Consider the following 18650-nt stretch of genomic DNA (forward strand, 5'->3'; position numbering starts at 1 on the left):
CGGAGAACCATGCGCATCCTCGTGACCGGCGGTGCCGGATTCATCGGTTCGGAATACGTCCGACGAACCCTGGACGCCGATCCGGCAAGCGCGATCACCGTGCTCGACAAACTCACCTACTCGGGGGTCGAGGCCAACCTCGAACCGGTGGCACGGCACCCGGGCTACCGCTTCGTCCGGGGTGACATCTGCGACCCGGACGTCGTCGACCGGGTCATGACGGGCCAGGACGCGGTGGTGCACTTCGCCGCCGAGTCGCACGTCGACCGGTCGATCGACGGAGCCGGCCCGTTCGTCCACACCAATGTGACGGGCACTCAGGTGCTCCTCGACGCCGCCCTCAGGCACGGCGTCGGCCGTTTCGTGCACGTCTCCACGGACGAGGTGTACGGCTCGATCGCCGAAGGCTCCTGGACCGAGGATCGGCCTCTCGCGCCGAACTCCCCGTACTCCGCCTCGAAGGCGGGCGCCGACCTGCTCGCGCTCGCGTACCACCGCACCCACGGCCTGGACGTGGTCGTCACCCGGTGCACCAACAACTACGGGCCCCACCAGTTCCCCGAGAAGGCCGTCCCGCTCTTCATCACCAACCTGCTCGACGGGAAGAAGGTCCCCCTGTACGGGGACGGCCGCAACACGCGCGACTGGCTCCACGTCTCCGACCACTGCCGGGGCATCGACCTGGTGCTGCACGGCGGACGGGCCGGGGAGGTCTACCACATCGGCGGCGGGACCGAGCTGACCAACCACAAGCTCACCGGCATGCTGCTGGACGCGGTCGGCGCCGACTGGGACCGGGTCGAGTACGTGACCGACCGCAAGGGCCACGACCTGCGCTACTCGCTGGACGACAGCAGGATCCGCGAGGAGCTCGGCTACCTCCCGCGGGTGCCCTTCACCGAGGGACTGGCCGCCACCGTCGCCTGGTACCGGGAGCACCGCGCCTGGTGGGAGCCGCTGAAGGAGAGGGCCGCGCTGCGATGAGCACGAACTGGCTGGTGACCGGCGCACACGGACTTCTCGGCCGGGACGTGCTGGCCGAACTCGCCGCCGACGCCGATGCCGTGGTGACGGGGCTCGGCCGGGAGCGGCTCGACATCACCGACCCGGCCGCGGTGCGCGCGGCCGTCGCGGGTCACCGGATCGTCGTCAACTGCGCCGCCTGGACCGACGTCGACGGCGCCGAGCGGTCCGAGGCGGCGGCCACCGAGGTGAACGGCACGGCCGTACGCCACCTCGCGGGGGCCTGCGCGGACGGCGGCGCCGTCCTGCTGCACCTCTCCACCGACTACGTGTTCCCGGGCGACACCCGCATGCCGTACCCCGAGGACACCCCGACGGATCCGGTGAACGCGTACGGCCGCAGCAAGCTGGTGGGGGAGCGCGCCGTCACCGAACTGCTCCCGCACACCGGCTACATCGTGCGCACCGCCTGGCTCTACGGCGCGCACGGCCCGAACTTCGTGGCGACCATGCTCGGCCTCGCCGCCCGCCGGGAGACGCTGGACGTGGTCGCCGACCAGTACGGCCAGCCGACCTGGACCCGGGCCCTGGCCCGGCAGTTGGCCGCCCTCGGCCGGGCCGCACTGGCCGGGTGGGCGCCGCCGGGCGTCTACCACGGCACGTCGTCCGGCCGGACCACCTGGTGCGGCCTCGCCCGGGAGGCCTTCCGGCTCAGCGGCCTCGACCCCGAGCGGATCCGCCCGGTCGGCTCGGACAAGTTCCCCCGCCCGGCGCCCCGCCCGTCGTTCAGCGTCCTCGGCCACGGCAACTGGCTGCGCGCCGGCCTCACCCCGCTCCCGCCCTGGGACGACCAACTGACAACCGCCCTGAGCGCACCGGAGTTCGCCGCCCTGGCCGAGGCGGCGAACAGAGGCACCCTGCGCGCCTAGGACGCCGGTGGTCAGCGGCTCACCGCGTCCCGGAAGTTCTCCGGGACCTGGGAGAGGACGCTGTGGTCGGCCAGCACCGCACGACGGTACGCCTCCCTGGCCTCGCCTTCGCGGTCCTGCCCGGCCAGCAACTGGGCCAGCTGCAGTTGGACGGTGGCGGCCTTCGGGTTGACTGCGGCGGCACGCTTGAGGAGTTCGATGGCCCGGTCGGGGTCACTGGACCGCAGCATGTACGACTCGCTGTAGAGGGCGGACATGAAGTGCGGATCGGTTTCGAGGGCCTTGTCATAGTCCGCCCTGGCATCCGCCGTTCTGCCGTACCCCTGGTCGATGAGCCCGATGCCGTACCAGGCCTGTTTGTTCCCGGGGTCCACTTCCAGAACGCGCCGGTAGACCTCGGCCGCGCCGGGGAAATCCTGGCGCATCTGGAGCCGAAGGGCCGACTGCAGAAGCGGGTTCACCGAATTGACGTTCCGGGTGACCGAGGCGGATTTCGATTCCGCGCTCCCGGGCGAGGGGGAATGAACCGCCCAGACGGTCACTCCGGTGGCGACCGCCACCGCGGAGGCGATTCCTGCCCACAATGTCGAACGTTTCACTTTGGCACTCTTCGTGGAAGATGACGAACAGGGAGAGTTGGACTGTTTTGGATGGTTGCCGTCGACGTTACGAGTCCGCAATGACGGTGCAGCCTTTCGGCGGGCGCCGGGCCGGTTCAGACCACTCGAATGCACGAGCCGTACGAACGGTTCCGGCCCAGCCTCTTTGCCTGAGGTGTAACGGATCGATTTGATGAGGGCCGTGAAGTCAACGGTCTGTCTGAACATGATCGTCAAGAACGAGGCCCATGTGATCCGGCGCTGCCTCGAATCCGTACGGCCCCTGATCGACACATGGGTCATCGTGGACACCGGCTCCACCGACGGCACGCAGGACGTCATCCGCGAGGTGTACGCGGATCTCCCCGGCGAACTGTACGAGCGGCCCTGGAAGGGGTTCGACGGCAGCCGCACCGAGGCGATCGAACTCGCCCGCGGCGCCGCCGACTACCTGTTCTTCATGGACGCCGACGACATGCTGGAGGTGGGGCCAGGCGCCCGGATGCCCGAGCTGGGCCGCGACTGCTACCAGCTCAACGTCAGGAACGCGACGTCCAGGTACACGCGCCGCGCCCTGGTCTCGACCCGGCTGCCCTGGCGCTACGTCGGCGTCCTGCACGAGTTCATCGACTGCGGGACCGAGTACAGCCTGGGGGCGCTGGAAGGCGCCACCATCGTCGTCATGGGCGGCGGGGGACGCAGCAAGGGCAAGAGCGCACGGGAGAAGTACCTGGCGGACGCCGAGATCCTCCAGCAGGGCCTGGCAGCGGAACCGGACAACGCGCGCTACGTGTTCTACCTGGCCCAGAGCTGGGGCGACGCCGGTGAGCACGAGAAGGCGATCGAGGCCTACGACCGGCGGGCGGAGATGGGCGGCTGGGAGGAGGAGGTCTTCTGCTCCCGGCTGTACGCCGCGCGGTTCGCCGAAGAGCTGAAGCGGCCGCCCGCCGAGGTGATGAACCGCTACCTCGCCGCGCACGAGAGCCGCCCCACCCGGGCCGAGGCGCTCGGCGGGCTCGCGCGCTGGTGCCGCCTCAACGGGCAGCGCTGGCCGCTCGCCCACATGTTCGCGCGACGGGCGGCGGCCATCCCGTATCCGAGTGACGACCAGCTGTTCGTCCCGTCGGACTGGTACGACTGGCGCGCACTCGACGAACTCGCGGTGTCCGCCTACTGGGTGGGCGAGTACGAGGAGTCGCTGGACTGCTGTGAACGCCTGCTGGCCGGCGGCAAGCTGCCCGACGAGCACCGCGACCGCGTCCTCGAGAACCTCGAGTTCGCGCGGCGCCACGTGCGCGCCAAGGACTTCGCACTGGCCTGAGACGGCGCGGGCGGCCCTGCCCGCGGAAGGCGAAGGCGCCCGGCGGAAGCTCGATGCTCCGCCGGGCGCCGGCCGTCTCGGGCGGCGGGGCTACACGAGCAGCTTGCCCCCGCACCGCGCGGCGCCGTCCTTCATCGCGATGAGGTTGGCGACCACGTAGGAGATGTTGTTCCGGGAGTGCCACTCGCTCGGGAAGTAGGTGACCAGCCGCGAGGACTGGAACCGGGCGTCGAGGTCGGGCACGAAGGCGCGGTACTGGTTGTCCGTGTAGTACCAGAACGAGTTCTCGTTGTAGTAGGCGACGTGCGTCGGGTCCTGGTACGCGCCACGGCCGTCCGAGCTGGGCGTCATGGTGAGGAGCATCCCGCCGGGCGCCAGCAGCCGGTACAGCTCGTTGATCAGCGGCACCTTCCCGGGCACGTACTCGAGGAAGTCCACCGCCCGCATCAGGCCGACGGAGCCGTCGGGCAGGTCCAGCTTCCCGGGCAGGGTCGCCACGATGTCGACGCCCTTTCCGGGCCGCTGGTCCACGCCGAGGTAGCCCGGGGGCTTGCGGTGCGCCGCCCCGAGGTCCAGCGCCACCAGTCCGCGCCGGTGCGTCCAGGCGAGGGCGTTGGCCTCGACGTACTTGTCGTACAGGGCGACCGTCTCCTGCTGGATGTGGGCGTTGATCTCCGGGTCGCGCTGGGTGTTGGACGGGTGCAGCCGCTGCAGGTACAGACAGCGGTTGATGTGGTGGAAGTCGCCGAGATGGAAGAGCCGGCACATCAGGTCCTGGTCGTCCAGCACCGTGCGCGCCGCGTCGTACCCGCCGACCTTCTCGTAGCTCTCCCTGCGGAAGGCCCGTACGTGGTTGGGCGCGTACCAGATGTAGGCGACGTTGTGCGGCGTCGGCTCCAGGGAGACGACCTGCAGCAGCTTGCGGCCGTCGACCCTGACCTCCTCGTACTGCCAGCCGAACGTCTCGTCGAAGCGGGAGTCGTCCCGCTTGCCGTCCTCGGTGATCTGCGCGGTGTTGCTGTAGACGAAGACGGCCTCGGGGTGCGCGTCGAACGCCTTGCCGAGCTGGGCCAGGCACGCCTTCGCCAGCAGGTCGTCATGGTCCAGTTCCACGAGGATCTCGCCACGGGCCAGTTCACAGGCGCGGCGCTTGGCCGCCCCGACTCCCTTGATCTCGTCCGCGATCTCCACCCGGACCCGGTCGTCGGGCCGCTCGGGCCGCCACCGGGCGCCGCTGTTGAGCAGGACGATCCACTCCCAGTCGGAACAGGTCTGCGCCTGCAGGGTGCGCAGGCACTCGTCGAGGAAACGAGGCTGGTGGCTGGGGGTGAAGACGGAGAACCTCGGTGTTGCGGTCGACGTCAACTGTCGCTCCCTGCTTCGCTCGGAGTGGATGAGGGGTCTGCGGAGTCCCTGAACTTCTCCGGAACGTTGGACCGCAGTGAGGGGTCGGCCGCGATCGCACGACGGAACTCGTCCGCGGCCTTGTGGTCGAGGTGGCGCCGTGCCCAGATTCTTCCGAGGTGCAGATGTGCCGTCGCCGCCTGTGGATTGACGGCGATGGCCCGTTGCAGCAGCGCGACGGACCGGTCCGGTTCGCTCGACTCCAGCAGGAGCGCCTCGTTGAAGAGGGCCGGCGGGAACGCCGGATCCGTCCTCAGGGCCCTGTCGTAGGCCGCGCGCGCGTCGGCGGTGTGCCCGACGTCCTGCGCGAGGACTCCCAGGTCGTACCAGGCGAACTTGTTCTCCGGTTCCAGTTCCAGCACGCGCGCATAAGTCTGGGCTGCCGCTTTGGGATCGTGGTACTTCTCCTGCAGAATGCCCATCTGCAAAAGCGTATTGGCATTCTGGTGCACCGATGCGGGGGCCTTGGATTCCGAGGACCCTGCTGGGTGGGACTCGAGGGCCCACACCGTCACTCCGGTGGCAACTGCAGCCACACCGAAGAACCCTGCCAGCAATCGCCTGTGTTTCACGTTGTCACATCTCGTGGGATGGTGAGGGGCGGTGGCGGGTCGGAGGCCTAACCACCGTCATTTGCGCCGACGTTACGAGGAATTCGTGATGCCGTGGCCGTTTGGCGGGCGAACGGGGTGCGCAGTCCACCCGAATGTACGCGTCGCGTTCACACGGAAATGGGGAAAGGGCTCGTCCGCACGTCGCCGCTCGTGCGCATTCGCTGACCGGGCCGTCGCAATGCGCTGGAATTCCGGGCGTCCGCGCCCTCGCCGCCCGGTGGGTCGGCCGGATATGCGCGGGTAACCCTGTTTCTGTCAGGTGGAAGGAGGGATGAGCCCATGGCGGGTGGAGATTTATCCACGCACGACCGTCCGGAGAATCCCAAGCTGGAGGAGGGCCGGCCCCGGGGTGGTGGCCCCGAGGAACCGCATCGTCGTGGCTCCATGCCGATCTGGGTCGTGGTGCCGGCGGTGCTGGCGGTCTTCGTGGTGCTCACGGTCATCTTCGGCTGACGCGGGTCGACCGGCGGGTTACGGCGGTGTGGAAGGTGTGTGGCGCCCGGTCCGCGCGTCGCTGCGGGTGCACGCGGACCGGGGCCGCTCGTGGGGACCCCGGGGGTCAGTGGGCCGCGCTGAGTTCCTTCGGGTCGGCCAGGGCGGCCGCGTGCGCGTCCATGCGCTCGGCGGAGAGGATCGCGGCGGCGGTGTCGGCGCGGGAGGCGGCGACGACGAGGGCGCGCCCGGCGAGGGCGTGGGCCCGCTCGTGCAGGGGCCGTGGATCGGCGCCCGCGGCCGCTACCGCGCGCACCGGCGTACGGCCGCCCCGCAACCGGGCCACCTGCGCGGCCAGGCGCTCGGCGGCCGTGTCCAGGTCGGTGGACGGGGACTGGGCGCGCAGTTCGTCGGTGACCGCGAGCAGCGCGGCGAGGTGCCCGGCGAGCTGGATGTCCAGCTCCTCCTCGCGCGACCGGTGGGGGAAGTCCGAGGCGGTGCCGGCCATCGTGCTGTGGACCGACTTGGTGCGGATCGGTTCGTACATGGGGACGGCCTCCTGTGCTCTGACAGGAAACCATCCTAGCTTGGATTTCGTCTAAAGTTGAGTCGTGTCACGGACCGAAGTCCGTCGACTACGGTCGGCTCGAACCTGCCGCGCCCGGTTCGCCCCCGGCCGGCTCGGCTACGGCTGGCCGTAGCCGTCCAGGAAGTTCCCGATCCTGGTCACCGCGTCCCTGAGGTCCCCGGCGTTCGGCAGGGTGACGACGCGGAAGTGGTCGGGCTCGGGCCAGTTGAAGCCCGTGCCCTGCACCACCATGATCTTTTCCTCGCGCAGCAGGTCCAGGACCATCTGCCGGTCGTCCCTGATCTTGAAGACCTGGGGGTCGAGGCGCGGGAAGAGGTAGAGCGCGCCCTTGGGTCGTACGCAGCTCACGCCCGGGATCTGCGTCAGCAGCTCGTAGGCCGTGTCCATCTGCTCCTTCAGCCGGCCGCCAGGCAGCACCAGTTCGTTGATCGTCTGGCGTCCGCTGAGCGCGGCGACCACGCCGTGCTGGCCCGGCATGTTCGCGCACAGGCGCATGTTCGCCAGGATCGTCAGGCCCTCGATGTAGGAGTCGGCGTGGGCGCGCGGGCCGGAGATCGACATCCACCCCACCCGGTAGCCCGCCACCCGGTACGCCTTCGACATGCCGTTGAAGGTGAGGGTGAGCAGGTCGGGGGCGATCTTCGCGGTCGGCGTGTGCGTGGCGCCGTCGTAGAGGATCTTGTCGTAGATCTCGTCGGAGCAGACCAGCAGGTTGTGCCGGCGGGCGATGTCGGTCAGGCCCTTCAGCATCGCCTCGTCGTACACCGCGCCCGTGGGGTTGTTCGGGTTGATGATGACGATGGCCTTGGTGCGGTCGGTGACCTTGCGCTCGATGTCCGCGAGGTCGGGCATCCAGTCGGACTGCTCGTCGCAGCGGTAGTGCACCGCGGTGCCGCCGGAGAGGGAGACGGCCGCCGTCCACAGCGGGTAGTCGGGGGCCGGTACGAGGACCTCGTCCCCGTCGTCGAGGAGGCCCTGCATCGCCATCACGATCAGCTCGGAGACACCGTTGCCGATGAAGACGTGCTCGACGTCCGTCTCGATGCCGATGGTCTGGTTGTGCATGACGACCGCGCGGCGGGCGGCCAGCAGGCCCTTGGCGTCGCCGTAGCCGTGCGCCGTGGAGACGTTGCGGAGGATGTCCTCCAGGATCTCCGGGGGGCACTCGAAGCCGAAGGCGGCGGGGTTGCCGGTGTTGAGCTTGAGGATGCGGTGACCCGCCGCCTCGAGCCGCATGGCCTCCTCGAGAACCGGGCCCCGGATCTCGTAACAGACGTTGGCGAGCTTGGTCGACTGGATCACCTGCATGTGCGTGAGCTTACGGTGCGGTAACGCCTCCTGGGTCGTGTTTTCCGACACGTGAGACACGAGGTTTGCCCGGATATCGCCGACAGCTGTCTCAGCGGTCACTTGCGTCCATAGAATCCGCTGTCATGTCCAGCGAACGCGAGTACGAGGCGAGGGCGAACGGCACCCATGTGGCGGGCGGGGAGCCCGGTGCCGGGCCGGTCGTCTACCACCCGCAGACGGCCCCGGCCCCGGCGTACGAGGAGTACACCGACCCCGCCGCCGCGCACGGCTGGCAGAACGCCTACGACGAGACCCGCGAGCTGCCCCGGCTGACCGACCCCGGCGAGGGCCCCGGGCTGCCCCAGGCGGCCGACTCCGGTGAGGGCCCCGGGCTGCCCCGGTCGGCCGACTCCGGTGAGGGCCGGGCCGAACGACGGCGGCGCGAGCAGCGGCGCAAGGGCGGCCGGCGGCGGTTCGCGGCCGTCGCCGGCGCGCTGGGCGTGGCCGGCACCGTCGCGCTGATCGCCGGCATGTCGGGATCGGGCGCCCCGGCGGGCTCCCACCCCCCGCAGGACGGCCGCGCCGACGCCACCGGCAGCGCCCGCACCGACGCCGCGCCGTCGGCCACCACCGCCCCGGCGACGACCGGCCCGGCCACGGCGAGTCCGCTCGAGGCCGCCGGATCGGCCGCGGCCTCGACGTCGCTTCCGGCCGCGCCCTCCTCGGCCGACGCCCCGCGGGCCACCTCCGCGCCGAGCACCGCGGCCACCACCACCTCCGCGCCCCCGGCCACCACCAGCGCCCCGCCACCGGCACCGACGACCGCCACCCCGGCCTGGACCACCCCCGGCTGGCACCACCACCACAGACACCCCCACGACTGACTCCGCGCCGCGGCCCGCTCCCACGCCAGAGGGGCCGGCCGCTGGCGCCCGGACAGCCGTCATCGCCGCGGCGGCTTCAGCGCCCCCCGGCGGGCCGCCCCCGTCGCGCCTTTGGCCGCTCGGTGCCGTTGCCGCCCAGCGTCGCGGCCGTTTTGGGGTTGCGCTCCGGCGCGGGCGGGTGCCTCCCGTCCTGGACCGTTCCTTGCCGGTGCCACGGCAGGCACTCTCGCTGATCGCGGCTCTTGGGCTCGCCGCCCCCCTTGACGTCATTCACGGCCGTACCGGCGCTCCGGTGCCGACGGCGGCTTCGCCGTGCCGCGAGTGATCAACACCCCCTGCGGAAGCGCGAGTTGGCGGAGTCGTGACGCAGAGGGAAACCCCTATGACCTGAACCGGGTTCTTGTTCCGGTCCCTCCGTGCGCTGAGAATGCGCATGACAAATGAACGGGTGGCCGGAAAGCCTCCGGTCGCCCAAGTCGTCAGAGGGGACCCCCACATGAACAAGCCTCTCCTCGCCGCGCTCTCCTCCCTGGCGATAGCCGGGATGGGCGCGGCCCCCGCGGTCGCGGCCCCGCACACCGCGAAGCCCGCCCCGAAGCCCGCCGCGGTGACCGTCAACTTCGCCGGCACCGTCTCGCTCAGCAACTGCTCCGGCTCCGTCATCCGCTTCCCCGCCTCCGCGGACACGGACCCGGCGCTCGTCATGACCAACGGCCACTGCCTGGAGACCGGCTTCCCGGACCCCGGCCAGGTCATCACCGGCCAGTCCTCCAGCCGTACCTTCGGCCTCCTCAACGCCTCCGGCAGCAAGGTCGCCACCCTCCGCGCCAACCAGGTCGTCTACTCGACGATGACGGACACGGACGTCACGATCTACCGGCTGACCACCACCTACGCGCAGATCAAGAGCTCGTACGGGATCAGCGCCCTCACCGTGAACGACACCCACCCGACCGCCGGCACCGCCGTCAAGGTCGTCTCCGGCTACTGGAAGCGGACCTACAGCTGCAACATCGACGGGTTCGTGTACCGGCTGAAGGAGGGCGACTGGACCTGGAAGGACTCCGTCCGCTACACCTCCGCCTGCAACACCATCGGCGGCACCTCCGGCTCCCCGGTCATCGACACCACCACCGGCAAGGTCGTCGCCGTCAACAACACCGGCAACGAGGACGGCGAGCGGTGCACGGTGGACAACCCGTGCGAGGTCGACGAGAACGGCGACGTCACCATCCACCAGGGCATCAACTACGCGGAGGAGACCTACCAGATCCCCGCCTGCTTCACCACGGGCAACAAGCTGAACCTCAGCGCGTCCGGCTGCGTCCTGCCGAAGCCGTAACCCCCGTACGGCGGACGGCGCGCCCCGCGAGGACGTCCGTCCGCCGCCCGTCCTCGATGACGAACCGGCCGTCGACGAGGACGTACGGGATCCCCGTCGGGAGCGCCCGGGGTGTGGCGAAGCCCGCCCCGGGCGCGACCGTCTGCGGGTCGAAGAGGACCAGGTCGGCCCGGTACCCCTCGCGCACCAGGCCGCGGTCCGGCAGCCGCAGCCGGGCCGCGGGGCGCGAGGTGAGGTGGGCGACGCACTCCTCCAGCGAGAGCACCCCCAACTCCCGCACGTAGTGGCCGAGATAGCGCGGGAAGGTGCCGTACGCCCGCGGATGCGGCCGGGCGCCCTGGAGGATGCCGTCGGAGCCGCCGGTGTGGGCGCGGTGCCGCATGATCGTGCGCACGTTCTCCTCGTGGCCGACGTGCTGGAGGACCGTCGTGCCGAGCCGGTCACCGACCAGCAGCCCGCGGGCGACCGTCCAGGGGGTCTCACCGCGCAGCTGCGCCGACTCCCGCACCGTGCGGCCCACGAAGTCGCCGAGCGCCGGGTCGCCCACCCCGGAGACCTCGATCGTCTCCCACTCCACGGGCACGCCGTGGCAGCCGTCCGAGCCGGTCACCTCCAGATCGTGCCGCACCCGCTCGGCCGTCGCCGGGTCGGCGAGCCGGGCCAGGGTCTCCTCGGGGCCGCCCTCGCTCGCCCAGCTCGGCAGCAGCGCGGCCAGCGTGGTGCAGCCGGGGGTGTAGGGATAGGTGTCGAGGGTGATGTCCGCGCCCGCGTCCAGGGCCTTGTCCAGCAGGGCCAGCAGCTCGGGTGCCCGGCCCCGGTTCACGCCGAAGTTCATCGTCGCGTGCGCCAGGTGCAGCGGGCAGCCGGCCTCCCGGGCCAGGCCGACCATCTCGGCGTAGGCATCGAGGGCGCCGGCGCCGTAGGAGCGGTGGTGCGGGCAGTAGTAGCCGCCGTAGGCCGCCACCACCCGGCACAGCTCGGTCAGTTCGGAGTCCCCGGCGTACATGCCGGGCGTGTAGGTGAGCCCGGAGGACAGGCCGACGGCGCCCTGTTCCAGGCCCTCCGCCACCAGCTTCCGCATCCGGTCCAGTTCCGCGGGCGTCGCCTCGCGGTCCTCCCAGCCGACGACGAGCGCGCGGACCGTGCCCTGGGGGACGAGGTACGCGGCGTTCACCGCGATCCCGCGGTCGAGCCGGTCCAGGTACTCGCCGACCGTCCGCCAGCCGAAGTCGACGTCGTCGCCGTACCCGTTCCAGCCGGTGATCGCGCGGCGCACCTCTTCCAGGGTGCGCTCGTCCACCGGCGCGTACGACAGCCCGTCCTGCCCGACGACCTCCAGGGTGACCCCCTGCGCCGCCTTCGCGCTGTGGTCGGGGTCGCGCAGCAGGGCGAGGTCGGAGTGGGCGTGCATGTCGATGAAGCCGGGGGAGAGGACCAGGCCCTCGGCGTCCAGCTCGCGCATCGCGCGCGGCCGTTGGCAGCCGGCCGCCGCGGCCTCCTTGACGATCGAGACGATCCGGCCGCCGTCGACGACGACGTCGGCGCGGTAGGAGTCGCCGCCGCTGCCGTCGACGACGTCGGCGTCCCGGATGACCAGGTCCTCCACGGCGGCCTCCTAGAAGAACGTCCGGATGTAGTCGACGACCGTCCCGTCGGCCTCGGCCACCGGGATCAGCTGCCACTTGTCGAACGACGTGCACGGGTGGGACAGGCCGAAGGCGATCAGGTCACCGGCCTCCACGTCCGCGTCCGGGCCGGTGCGCAGCCACAGGTGCTGGTCGGACAGGGCGGTCACCTCGATTCCGGTCGCCGGGTGCTCGGCGCCGTTCCGGCGTACCACGAGCGCCACCGGAACGTCGAGGTCGTAGGCGGCGTCCCGCTTGCCCGCGTTGACGAACGCCTCCGTCGCCGAGGGCCGCGACACCACCTGGGCCCACAGCCGGAACGCGGGCTCCAGGGCGCCCTCCCCGGGTACCCGGTTGAACGGCGTCAGCCTGCGGTAGTGCACGTCGTCGTGCGACACGTACGCGCCCGAGCGCAGCAGCTTCAGTACGGGCAACGAGAGAGCGGGGATCCGGGCGAAGACGTCGGCGACCGCGTCGAACCACTCGCTGCCGCCTGCGCTCACGACGATCTCCCCGGCGCCGGCGAACAGACCGGCCCCGTCGAACTCCACGGCGAGCGCGACCAGCCGGGTCAGCCACTCCCGCACCAGTTCCGGCGAGGCACCCGGCACCTGCGCCTCGTACCCGGCCACGCCCACCAGCCGCAGCGTCCGGGTCCGGGCCACCGCTTCGGCCACCGCACGGGCCTGCGCGTCGGTGCGCACGCCGGTACGGGCTCCCTCGCCCGCGCCCAGCTCTACGACGACGTCCAGCGGGCGGGTGGCGCCGCGCAGGGCGGCGTCCATCAGCTCCACCCCGCGCACGGAGTCGACGTAGCAGACGAAACGGAAGTCCGGGTCGGCGGCGAGCTCCCCGGCGATCCAGCGCAGGGCCGGGGCGTCCAGCACCTCGTTGGCGAGGAACACCCGCTGGACGCCGAACGCCCGGGCGATCCGCACCTGGTGGGGCACCGCCAGGGTGATGCCCCACGCGCCGTGCTCGATCTGCCGGTGGAAGAGCTGCGGCGCCATGGACGTCTTGCCGTGCGGGGCGAACGCGAGACCGTGGCGGGCGGTGTACGTCTCCATGAGCGCCAGGTTGTGCGCGAGCCGCTCGGCGGAGAGCACGAGGACGGGGGTGGTGAAGCCGTCGCCCCCGCCGCCCTCGAAGAGGTTGCGGCCCTGGGCGGCCAGCTCGCCGACGGTGAGGCCCTCGGCATCCGGGGGGAGGCCCTTGAAGCGGTGGTCGACACGTTCCTCCGCCAGGCGGGCGAGCGCTTCGGTCCCCATGGAGCCCCTCTCCTCGCCGTTGCAAGCTGTGCAACGGCCGTTGCATGCAGTGCTTACTGGTGTCTAGCATCTCGCCGACCCCCGGTCAACGGAGCCGCCGCCCGGGTACCGACAGGAGCCATCATCGACGACGCTGCTTACACTCCGGCGGTTGCGGCCGATGCCGGGGCAGCCGCGGGCGCCGTACGCGCCGTGGACCTCGTCGCGCTCGGCGAGTCCATGGTGGCCTTCCTGCCCGGCCGGCCCGGGCGCCTCGCGGACGTCCCCTCCTTCGACCGCGCGATCGGCGGCGCCGAGTCCAACGTGGCCTGCACGCTGGCCGCCTTCGGGCACTCGGCGCGGTGGGTGAGCCGGCTGGGGGCGGACGCCTTCGGCGACCACGTGCTGGAGCGGATCGCCGGACACGGCGTCGACGTCTCCCGCGTCCACCGGGACCCCGCCCGGCCCACGGGCGTCTACTTCCGCACCGCCGCGGACCGGGCCACCGGCGCGCACGAGGTGGCGTACTACCGGGCGGGCTCGGCGGCTTCGGCGATGAGCACGGCGAACGTGGACCTGGCGGCTCTGCGGGCGGGGCGGGTGCTGCACCTGTCGGGCATCACGGCCGCGCTGTCCGGCGAGTGCCGGGACCTGCTGCGCGAGCTGACGGCACCCGGCCCCGGCAGGCCCCTCGTGTCCTTCGACGTCAACCACCGCCCGGGACTGTGGCGGAACACCGACGGGGGCGCGGTACTGCGGGAACTGGCCCGGCGCGCCGACCTCGTGTTCGTGGGGGAGGACGAGGCGGAGCAGGTGTGGGGCGTCACGGGCGGACCGGCCGCCGTCCGGCGGCTGCTGCCGGAGCCGCGGGTGCTGGTGGTGAAGCAGGGGGCGCGCGGCGCGACGGCGTTCGCCTCCCCGGAACGGGGGTGCTCCGCCGTCTCCGGGCCCGTCCCGGTGCCGGGCCGTCGGCGGGTCCCGGCGCCCGGCGTCTTCGAACCGGCGTCCGGAGTCTTCGAACCGGCGACCGGTGTCTTCGAGCCTGCGCCCGGCGTCTTCGAACCGGCGACCGGTGTCTTCGAGCCTGCGCCCGGCGTCTTCGAGCCGGCGCTCGCCGACGCCCGGTCGGTCCCGGCGACCGGTGTCTTCGAACCGGCGCTCGCCGTGGACGTCGTGGCCACCGTCGGTGCGGGGGACGCCTTCGCCGCCGGGTTCCTCTCCGGCACCCTCCGCCAGCTGCCCCTGCGGGACCGCGTCCGGTACGGGCACCTCATGGCCGCCGCCGCCCTCACCAGCCCCGCCGACCTCGCCCCGCCGCCCACCCGCGACCACGCCGACCGTCTCGCCGCCCTGGACGACGACGCATGGGGGAGACTTCGACTCGGCCCCGGCTGGACACAGGCCGGCGCCGAGAAGGAGGCGACCACCCCATGAGTCAGACCGTCGACCGAGCCCTGAGCATCCTGCCGCTGCTCGCCGAGGGCCCCGCCGACCTCGGGCGGGTCGCCGACCGCCTCGGCGTGCACAAGTCCACCGCGCTGCGGTTGCTGCGCACCCTGCACGAGCACGGACTGGTCTACCGGCAGCCCGACCAGCGCTACCGCCTGGGCGCCCGTCTCTTCGCCCTCGCCCAGGAGGCGATGGAGAACCTCGACATCCGCGAGATCGCCCACCCCCACCTCGTACGGCTGAACGAGAGCTGCGGCCACACCGTCCACCTCGCCGTGTACGAGGAGAACGAGGTCCTCTACATCGACAAGGTGGAGAGCCGCTACCCGGTCCGCATGTACTCGCGGATCGGCAAGCCCGTGGCCGTCACCGTGGCCGCCGTGGCCAAGCTCCTCCTGGCGGACCTGCCCGAACCCGAGCGCCGCGCCCTCGCGGAACGGCTCGACTATCCCTCGTACACGCCCCGTTCCACCCCCGACGCCGGGGCCTTCCTGCGGGAGTTGACGCAGGTGCGCGAACAGGGCTGGGCCACCGATCTCGGCGGCCACGAGGAGTCCATCAACTGCGTCGCCGCTCCCGTCCGCGGCGCCGACGGCCGCGTGGTCGCCGCGATGTCGGTGTCCGCGCCGAACGTGGTCGTCACCGCCGAGGAACTCCTCGGCCTGCTCCCGCTCGTCCGCCGTACCGCGGACGCGATCAGCGGCGAGTACTCCGGCAGAACACCAGTAAAGGACCCCGCATGACGGACAAGATCGCGCTCACCCCGAAGACCCACACCACGCCGCCCGCGAAGTTCTCGCACGGCGTGCGGAAGGGCAACATCCTCCAGGTCGCCGGGCAGGTCGGCTTCCTGCCCGCGGAGGAGGGCAAGCCCCCGACCCCGGCCGGCCCGACCCTGCGCGAGCAGACCCTCCAGACCCTCGCCAACGTGCGGTCGATCCTCGAAGAGGGCGGTGCCACCTGGGACGACGTGATGATGATCCGCGTCTACCTCACCGACGTGGACCACTTCGCCGAGATGAACGAGATCTACAACGCCTACTTCGAGGAGCAGGGCCTCACCCAGCCGCCCGCCGCCCGGACCACGGTGTACGTCGGCCTGCCGGTCGGCCTCCTCATCGAGATCGACGCGCTCGCCGTACTCGGCTGACGCGTGTTCGTGTGAACGTGACGTGCGTGACGGCTGAGATGAGCGGGCTGACTGGTTCCGGCACAGGAAAGTCGTCCATACTGCCGCCGTGGAGCAGCGCATAGGATCGAGCAGCAAGCCGTCCAAGGGCGAGCCGTTGAAGGCCGAGCCCGTGACCGGCGCCGGTTTCGACCCGGCCTTCATCCCGGGCATCACGACGCCGGTGGCGACGGAACCGGAGGACGCGGAGCCGGGGGTTGTGGCCCAGGAGGCTCCTGAGGCCCCGGCGGCCGAGCCGCGGGACGCGGCGCCGGCGGAGGCCGAGGACGAGGCCGCCGAGGACGAGGCCGCCGAGGGCGGTCCCGTCTTCGAGGCCTCCGACCGCCGCGCCCGGATAGTGGCCGACCGCAAGGGCGTCCGCCTGCGCCTCGACGAGGAGTCGTGCGAGTTCGGCTGGGACGAGATCGCGGCCGTCGAGACGGAGTCCGCCCGCTTCGGCAAGCGTTTCACGATCACCGTCCACACCCCCGAACGCCGCTGGTACCCCATCGAGATCGAGGCGACTTCGAGGTCCCGCTTCGCGGAGTGGGAGACCGAACTGGACGCGGTACTGGACGCGTACTTCGAGGAAACGAAGTAGGACGCGGCCCTCTTCGGCCAAGCGCGTCCGCCCGCCCGACGGCTCGTCAGGCGGGTGGACGCATCTGCCCGGAGCGCCGCCGGCCCGCCCCGGAAACGATCACGTCCCCCTTCTCCAGCCGGGCCGCACCGCCGCCGGTCAACCGGACCTTGGCCGTGTGCGGCGGATCGAGAACGCTCACCGTCCGCTCGTACCACCGCATCTCCGTGAGGGCCACCACCGACGCGTCCCCCGCCGCGGCCGCTCCGACGCCGAACAGCTGCCCCAGGCGTACGACACCGCCCACGCACCGGACCAGGCAGACGGCGGACGCCGCGTCCCGCTCCTCCACGGAATGAATCTGCAGCCTGCCTCTGAGGCGGGCGAAGAAGAGCCGCTCCTCGTGCCCCAGGACGACGACTCGTTCGTTGCCGTCGATGATCACCAGGTCGTCCACGCCCGGGTACCAGAGATCGTCGAGCCGTTCGAGCACGGCCCGGTAGCCGGCCCTGGCCGCCGTACGATCGGTCGGCCACGCGACCCACACGTCCTGCCCGCCGTCCGCGATCCTGCTCCGCATCGCATCGCCGATCTCGTCTGCGCCGAGTTCCGACACGTCCAACTCGTCCTCCGCGGAGCGCAACAGCGGCGGAAGCTCGGCGAGCGACCCACCCAGCGCATCGAGAAACCCGTCGAACGAGCTCGGGCCCCGGTGGGCTCGCATGGCGTCCAGCGTCTCCCTCAGGCGAGCAGGCATCCCGCGTTCACAGCCCGACGAAGCCGGGGGCGTCCTTGACCGCGTCGACGAACCCCGCGAACGCGTCCGCGGGGAAGGCGAGGTTGGCGCGGGCCGGGGCTTTCGAGTCGCGGACGGCTATGTGGGTGTCGAGGTGCGCGACTTCGACACAGTCGTTGCCCTCTCCTCCGCCGGAATAGGACGACTTCTGCCAGGTGCCAGGGACCAGCATGCTCACAGCTCCTTCGTCAACCTGTGGATGAAGTCGCGCGGCCGTTCGGGTTGGTCAGGCTGTCTCTTTCAGGGCAGTGATGAAATGGGCGAAGGATCTGGCGGGAACGGTGAGCGTGCCGGCGGTCGGGTCCTTGGAGTCGCGGATGGATATATGGGTGGGCGTGTCTGTGATCTCCACGCAGGAGTCTCCGTCGCCGGGGCCGGAGTAGGAAGACTTCCGCCAGTTGTCAGGCGCGTTCATGGGGGCCTCACAGCTCCTTCGTCAGCCTGTGAATGAAGTCGCACGAGCGCTCGGGGTCGAGTGACACGGCCTCCACTTTATGGAAGAGCGTTCGAGAGGCGGCCAGTTGGGCCTCGGAGTTGCGGGACTGGCACTCACTGACGGTACGCCCGCTCGTGCTGGGTCCGGACAACGTGCCGGTGATCGCGGACGAGCGGCAGGCCGAACGGGACGTACCCCTCGCGGTGCTCTCGGCCATGACACACGGGCGCGGGCCCGGGGCTGCGGCCATACTGGAATCCCTGGCGTCCGCCCTGCGGACCATCGACCCGGACACCGCCGCGGTCTTCGTGCAGTTCGTCGACTCATGCCTGACCGACCCGCAGGCCAAGCACATGTGGAGGGACCTGATGACCGCGATCCAGTACTTCTGGCGCCACCCACTCGCCGAACAGGTACGCGAGGAAGGGCGAATTCAGGATCGGCAGGAAATGACCCTCCGCATCCTGCAGTGGCGCAGTATTGCGGTGTCCGACTCCGTCCGTGAGCGCGTGGAGAGCTGCACGGACCTGGACCGCCTGGAACTCTGGGCCCAGCGAGCCGTACACGCCACGGACGCGGCGCAGCTGTTCACCGAGGAGTGAGCGCGTAACTGTTGGGGGCGCCGGTGCTCGGGCCGGCGTTGCGCTGCCGCGAGGCGATCAAGGCGCCCCCTTCTCTTGTCCCGCCTGGATCTCAGGAAGGCTGTTCCTTGGTGATCCAGTACTCACTTCCCTCCCTGTCGACGGCGCAGACGCGGTCGCCCTTGAGGGAGCGGGCAATGAAGAGCAGTTCGCCGCTCGGGTCATGCGGGGCGAAAATGTCAGTGCTCTCTGCCAGTCGCTCGTGGACCCACCCGTACTCCAAGCCGCCCAGCACCAGAAACGAACCACTCGTTGCACTCGGTTCCGGTTCTGGGAACTCTCCCGCTATCTCAAGGCCGGACAGTCGGAGACGGGGTATGATTTCGTCACTCATCATCGAT

At 71.0% G+C, this 18650-nt stretch carries 21 protein-coding genes and 2 pseudogenes; 11 read left to right on the top strand and 12 right to left on the bottom strand.

Going from position 1 to position 18650, the window contains the following annotated elements; genetic code table 11:
- Positions 1-9: 9 nt before the first annotated feature.
- Positions 10-984 (top strand): dTDP-glucose 4,6-dehydratase, encoded by a 975-nt coding sequence (rfbB, locus tag ACZ7FF_RS15560; protein ID WP_470812770.1) that lies wholly within the window; start codon positions 10-12, stop codon positions 982-984.
- Positions 981-1892 (top strand): dTDP-4-dehydrorhamnose reductase, encoded by a 912-nt coding sequence (gene rfbD / locus ACZ7FF_RS15565; RefSeq protein WP_470812701.1) that lies wholly within the window; start codon positions 981-983, stop codon positions 1890-1892. The genes rfbB and rfbD overlap by 4 nt, the downstream gene beginning before the upstream one ends.
- An 11-nt stretch (positions 1893-1903) precedes the next feature.
- Here the strand turns inward: rfbD and ACZ7FF_RS15570 are convergent, their stop codons facing one another.
- Complete coding sequence (locus tag ACZ7FF_RS15570) at positions 1904-2353, bottom strand: tetratricopeptide repeat protein (protein ID WP_470812702.1); 450 nt, start codon at positions 2351-2353, stop codon at positions 1904-1906.
- Positions 2354-2693: 340 nt separating this feature from the next.
- On the opposite strand from ACZ7FF_RS15570, the gene ACZ7FF_RS15575 reads away from it, so the two are divergent.
- The gene (locus ACZ7FF_RS15575) at positions 2694-3812 is read left to right on the top strand and encodes a glycosyltransferase (protein ID WP_470812703.1); all 1119 of its coding nucleotides are present in this window, start codon (positions 2694-2696) and stop codon (positions 3810-3812) included.
- Positions 3813-3902: 90 nt separating this feature from the next.
- On the opposite strand, the gene ACZ7FF_RS15580 is transcribed toward ACZ7FF_RS15575, so the two are convergent.
- Both ACZ7FF_RS15580 and ACZ7FF_RS15585 read right to left on the bottom strand, forming a co-directional pair.
- Positions 3903-5177 (bottom strand): glycosyltransferase, encoded by a 1275-nt coding sequence (locus tag ACZ7FF_RS15580; RefSeq protein ID WP_470812704.1) that lies wholly within the window; start codon positions 5175-5177, stop codon positions 3903-3905.
- Complete coding sequence (locus ACZ7FF_RS15585; protein WP_470812705.1) at positions 5174-5638, bottom strand: tetratricopeptide repeat protein; 465 nt, start codon at positions 5636-5638, stop codon at positions 5174-5176. The genes ACZ7FF_RS15580 and ACZ7FF_RS15585 overlap by 4 nt, the downstream gene beginning before the upstream one ends.
- A 471-nt stretch (positions 5639-6109) precedes the next feature.
- Here ACZ7FF_RS15585 and ACZ7FF_RS15590 point away from each other — a divergent pair, with 471 nt between their 5' ends.
- Positions 6110-6283 carry a hypothetical protein gene (locus ACZ7FF_RS15590; protein ID WP_470812706.1) on the top strand — a complete coding sequence of 58 codons (174 nt, stop codon included), beginning with the start codon at positions 6110-6112 and terminating at the stop codon, positions 6281-6283.
- A gap of 106 nt (positions 6284-6389) precedes the next feature.
- Here ACZ7FF_RS15590 and ACZ7FF_RS15595 read toward each other — a convergent pair whose 3' ends face one another.
- Together ACZ7FF_RS15595 and ACZ7FF_RS15600 are read right to left on the bottom strand one after the other, a co-directional pair.
- Positions 6390-6809 carry an SCO4983 family protein gene (locus tag ACZ7FF_RS15595; RefSeq protein ID WP_470812707.1) on the bottom strand — a complete coding sequence of 140 codons (420 nt, stop codon included), beginning with the start codon at positions 6807-6809 and terminating at the stop codon, positions 6390-6392.
- 138 nt (positions 6810-6947) lie between these two features.
- Positions 6948-8159 carry a pyridoxal phosphate-dependent aminotransferase gene (locus ACZ7FF_RS15600; protein ID WP_470812708.1) on the bottom strand — a complete coding sequence of 404 codons (1212 nt, stop codon included), beginning with the start codon at positions 8157-8159 and terminating at the stop codon, positions 6948-6950.
- A 125-nt stretch (positions 8160-8284) separates the two neighbouring features.
- Here ACZ7FF_RS15600 and ACZ7FF_RS15605 point away from each other — a divergent pair, with 125 nt between their 5' ends.
- Positions 8285-9025, top strand: coding sequence for a hypothetical protein (locus ACZ7FF_RS15605; protein ID WP_470812709.1), 741 nt, complete (start codon positions 8285-8287; stop codon positions 9023-9025).
- A 496-nt stretch (positions 9026-9521) separates the two neighbouring features.
- Positions 9522-10367: a trypsin-like serine peptidase gene (locus ACZ7FF_RS15610; protein ID WP_470812710.1), complete on the top strand. Its 846-nt coding sequence runs from the start codon at positions 9522-9524 to the stop codon at positions 10365-10367.
- Here the strand turns inward: ACZ7FF_RS15610 and ACZ7FF_RS15615 are convergent.
- Positions 10333-11973 carry an N-acyl-D-amino-acid deacylase family protein gene (locus ACZ7FF_RS15615; protein ID WP_470812711.1) on the bottom strand — a complete coding sequence of 547 codons (1641 nt, stop codon included), beginning with the start codon at positions 11971-11973 and terminating at the stop codon, positions 10333-10335. The two genes, ACZ7FF_RS15610 and ACZ7FF_RS15615, sit on opposite strands and share 35 nt — an antisense overlap.
- Positions 11974-11982: 9 nt before the next feature.
- Entirely contained in the window at positions 11983-13260 is a 1278-nt protein-coding gene (locus ACZ7FF_RS15620; RefSeq protein WP_470812712.1) for an alanine racemase, read from the bottom strand.
- A gap of 219 nt (positions 13261-13479) precedes the next feature.
- Here ACZ7FF_RS15620 and ACZ7FF_RS15625 point away from each other — a divergent pair, with 219 nt between their 5' ends.
- From ACZ7FF_RS15625 to ACZ7FF_RS15640, 4 genes are all read left to right on the top strand, one after another.
- Complete coding sequence (locus tag ACZ7FF_RS15625; protein ID WP_470812771.1) at positions 13480-14673, top strand: sugar kinase; 1194 nt, start codon at positions 13480-13482, stop codon at positions 14671-14673.
- Positions 14670-15431, top strand: a complete 762-nt coding sequence (locus ACZ7FF_RS15630; RefSeq protein WP_470812713.1) for an IclR family transcriptional regulator — start codon at positions 14670-14672, stop codon at positions 15429-15431. The genes ACZ7FF_RS15625 and ACZ7FF_RS15630 overlap by 4 nt, the downstream gene beginning before the upstream one ends.
- Complete coding sequence (locus ACZ7FF_RS15635; RefSeq protein WP_470812714.1) at positions 15428-15838, top strand: RidA family protein; 411 nt, start codon at positions 15428-15430, stop codon at positions 15836-15838. Before ACZ7FF_RS15630 ends, ACZ7FF_RS15635 begins: the two co-directional genes overlap by 4 nt.
- Before the next feature lie 88 nt (positions 15839-15926).
- A complete protein-coding gene (locus ACZ7FF_RS15640; RefSeq protein WP_470812715.1) occupies positions 15927-16457 on the top strand; it encodes a hypothetical protein in 531 nt (176 codons plus the stop codon).
- A gap of 46 nt (positions 16458-16503) precedes the next feature.
- Here ACZ7FF_RS15640 and ACZ7FF_RS15645 read toward each other — a convergent pair whose 3' ends face one another.
- The 4 genes and pseudogenes from ACZ7FF_RS15645 to ACZ7FF_RS15660 form a co-directional block, all read right to left on the bottom strand.
- On the bottom strand, positions 16504-17160 hold the full coding sequence (locus ACZ7FF_RS15645; RefSeq protein WP_470812716.1) for a hypothetical protein: 657 nt from the start codon (positions 17158-17160) through the stop codon (positions 16504-16506).
- A gap of 40 nt (positions 17161-17200) precedes the next feature.
- Complete coding sequence (locus ACZ7FF_RS15650; RefSeq protein ID WP_470812717.1) at positions 17201-17404, bottom strand: DUF397 domain-containing protein; 204 nt, start codon at positions 17402-17404, stop codon at positions 17201-17203.
- Positions 17405-17458: 54 nt separating this feature from the next.
- Entirely contained in the window at positions 17459-17647 is a 189-nt protein-coding gene (locus ACZ7FF_RS15655; protein WP_470812718.1) for a DUF397 domain-containing protein, read from the bottom strand.
- A 7-nt stretch (positions 17648-17654) separates the two neighbouring features.
- Positions 17655-17768: pseudogene (locus tag ACZ7FF_RS15660) on the bottom strand (transcriptional regulator); the annotation flags it as partial.
- Between ACZ7FF_RS15660 and ACZ7FF_RS15665 the strand changes: the two are divergent.
- Positions 17749-18270: pseudogene (locus ACZ7FF_RS15665) on the top strand (hypothetical protein); the annotation flags it as partial. The pseudogenes ACZ7FF_RS15660 and ACZ7FF_RS15665 sit on opposite strands and share 20 nt — an antisense overlap.
- A 91-nt stretch (positions 18271-18361) precedes the next feature.
- On the opposite strand, the gene ACZ7FF_RS15670 reads toward ACZ7FF_RS15665, so the two are convergent.
- Positions 18362-18646 (bottom strand): hypothetical protein, encoded by a 285-nt coding sequence (locus tag ACZ7FF_RS15670; RefSeq protein WP_470812719.1) that lies wholly within the window; start codon positions 18644-18646, stop codon positions 18362-18364.
- Between the last annotated feature and the right edge of the window lie 4 nt (positions 18647-18650).

The sequence above is a fragment of the Streptomyces sp. NPDC037126 genome (assembly GCF_055605965.1).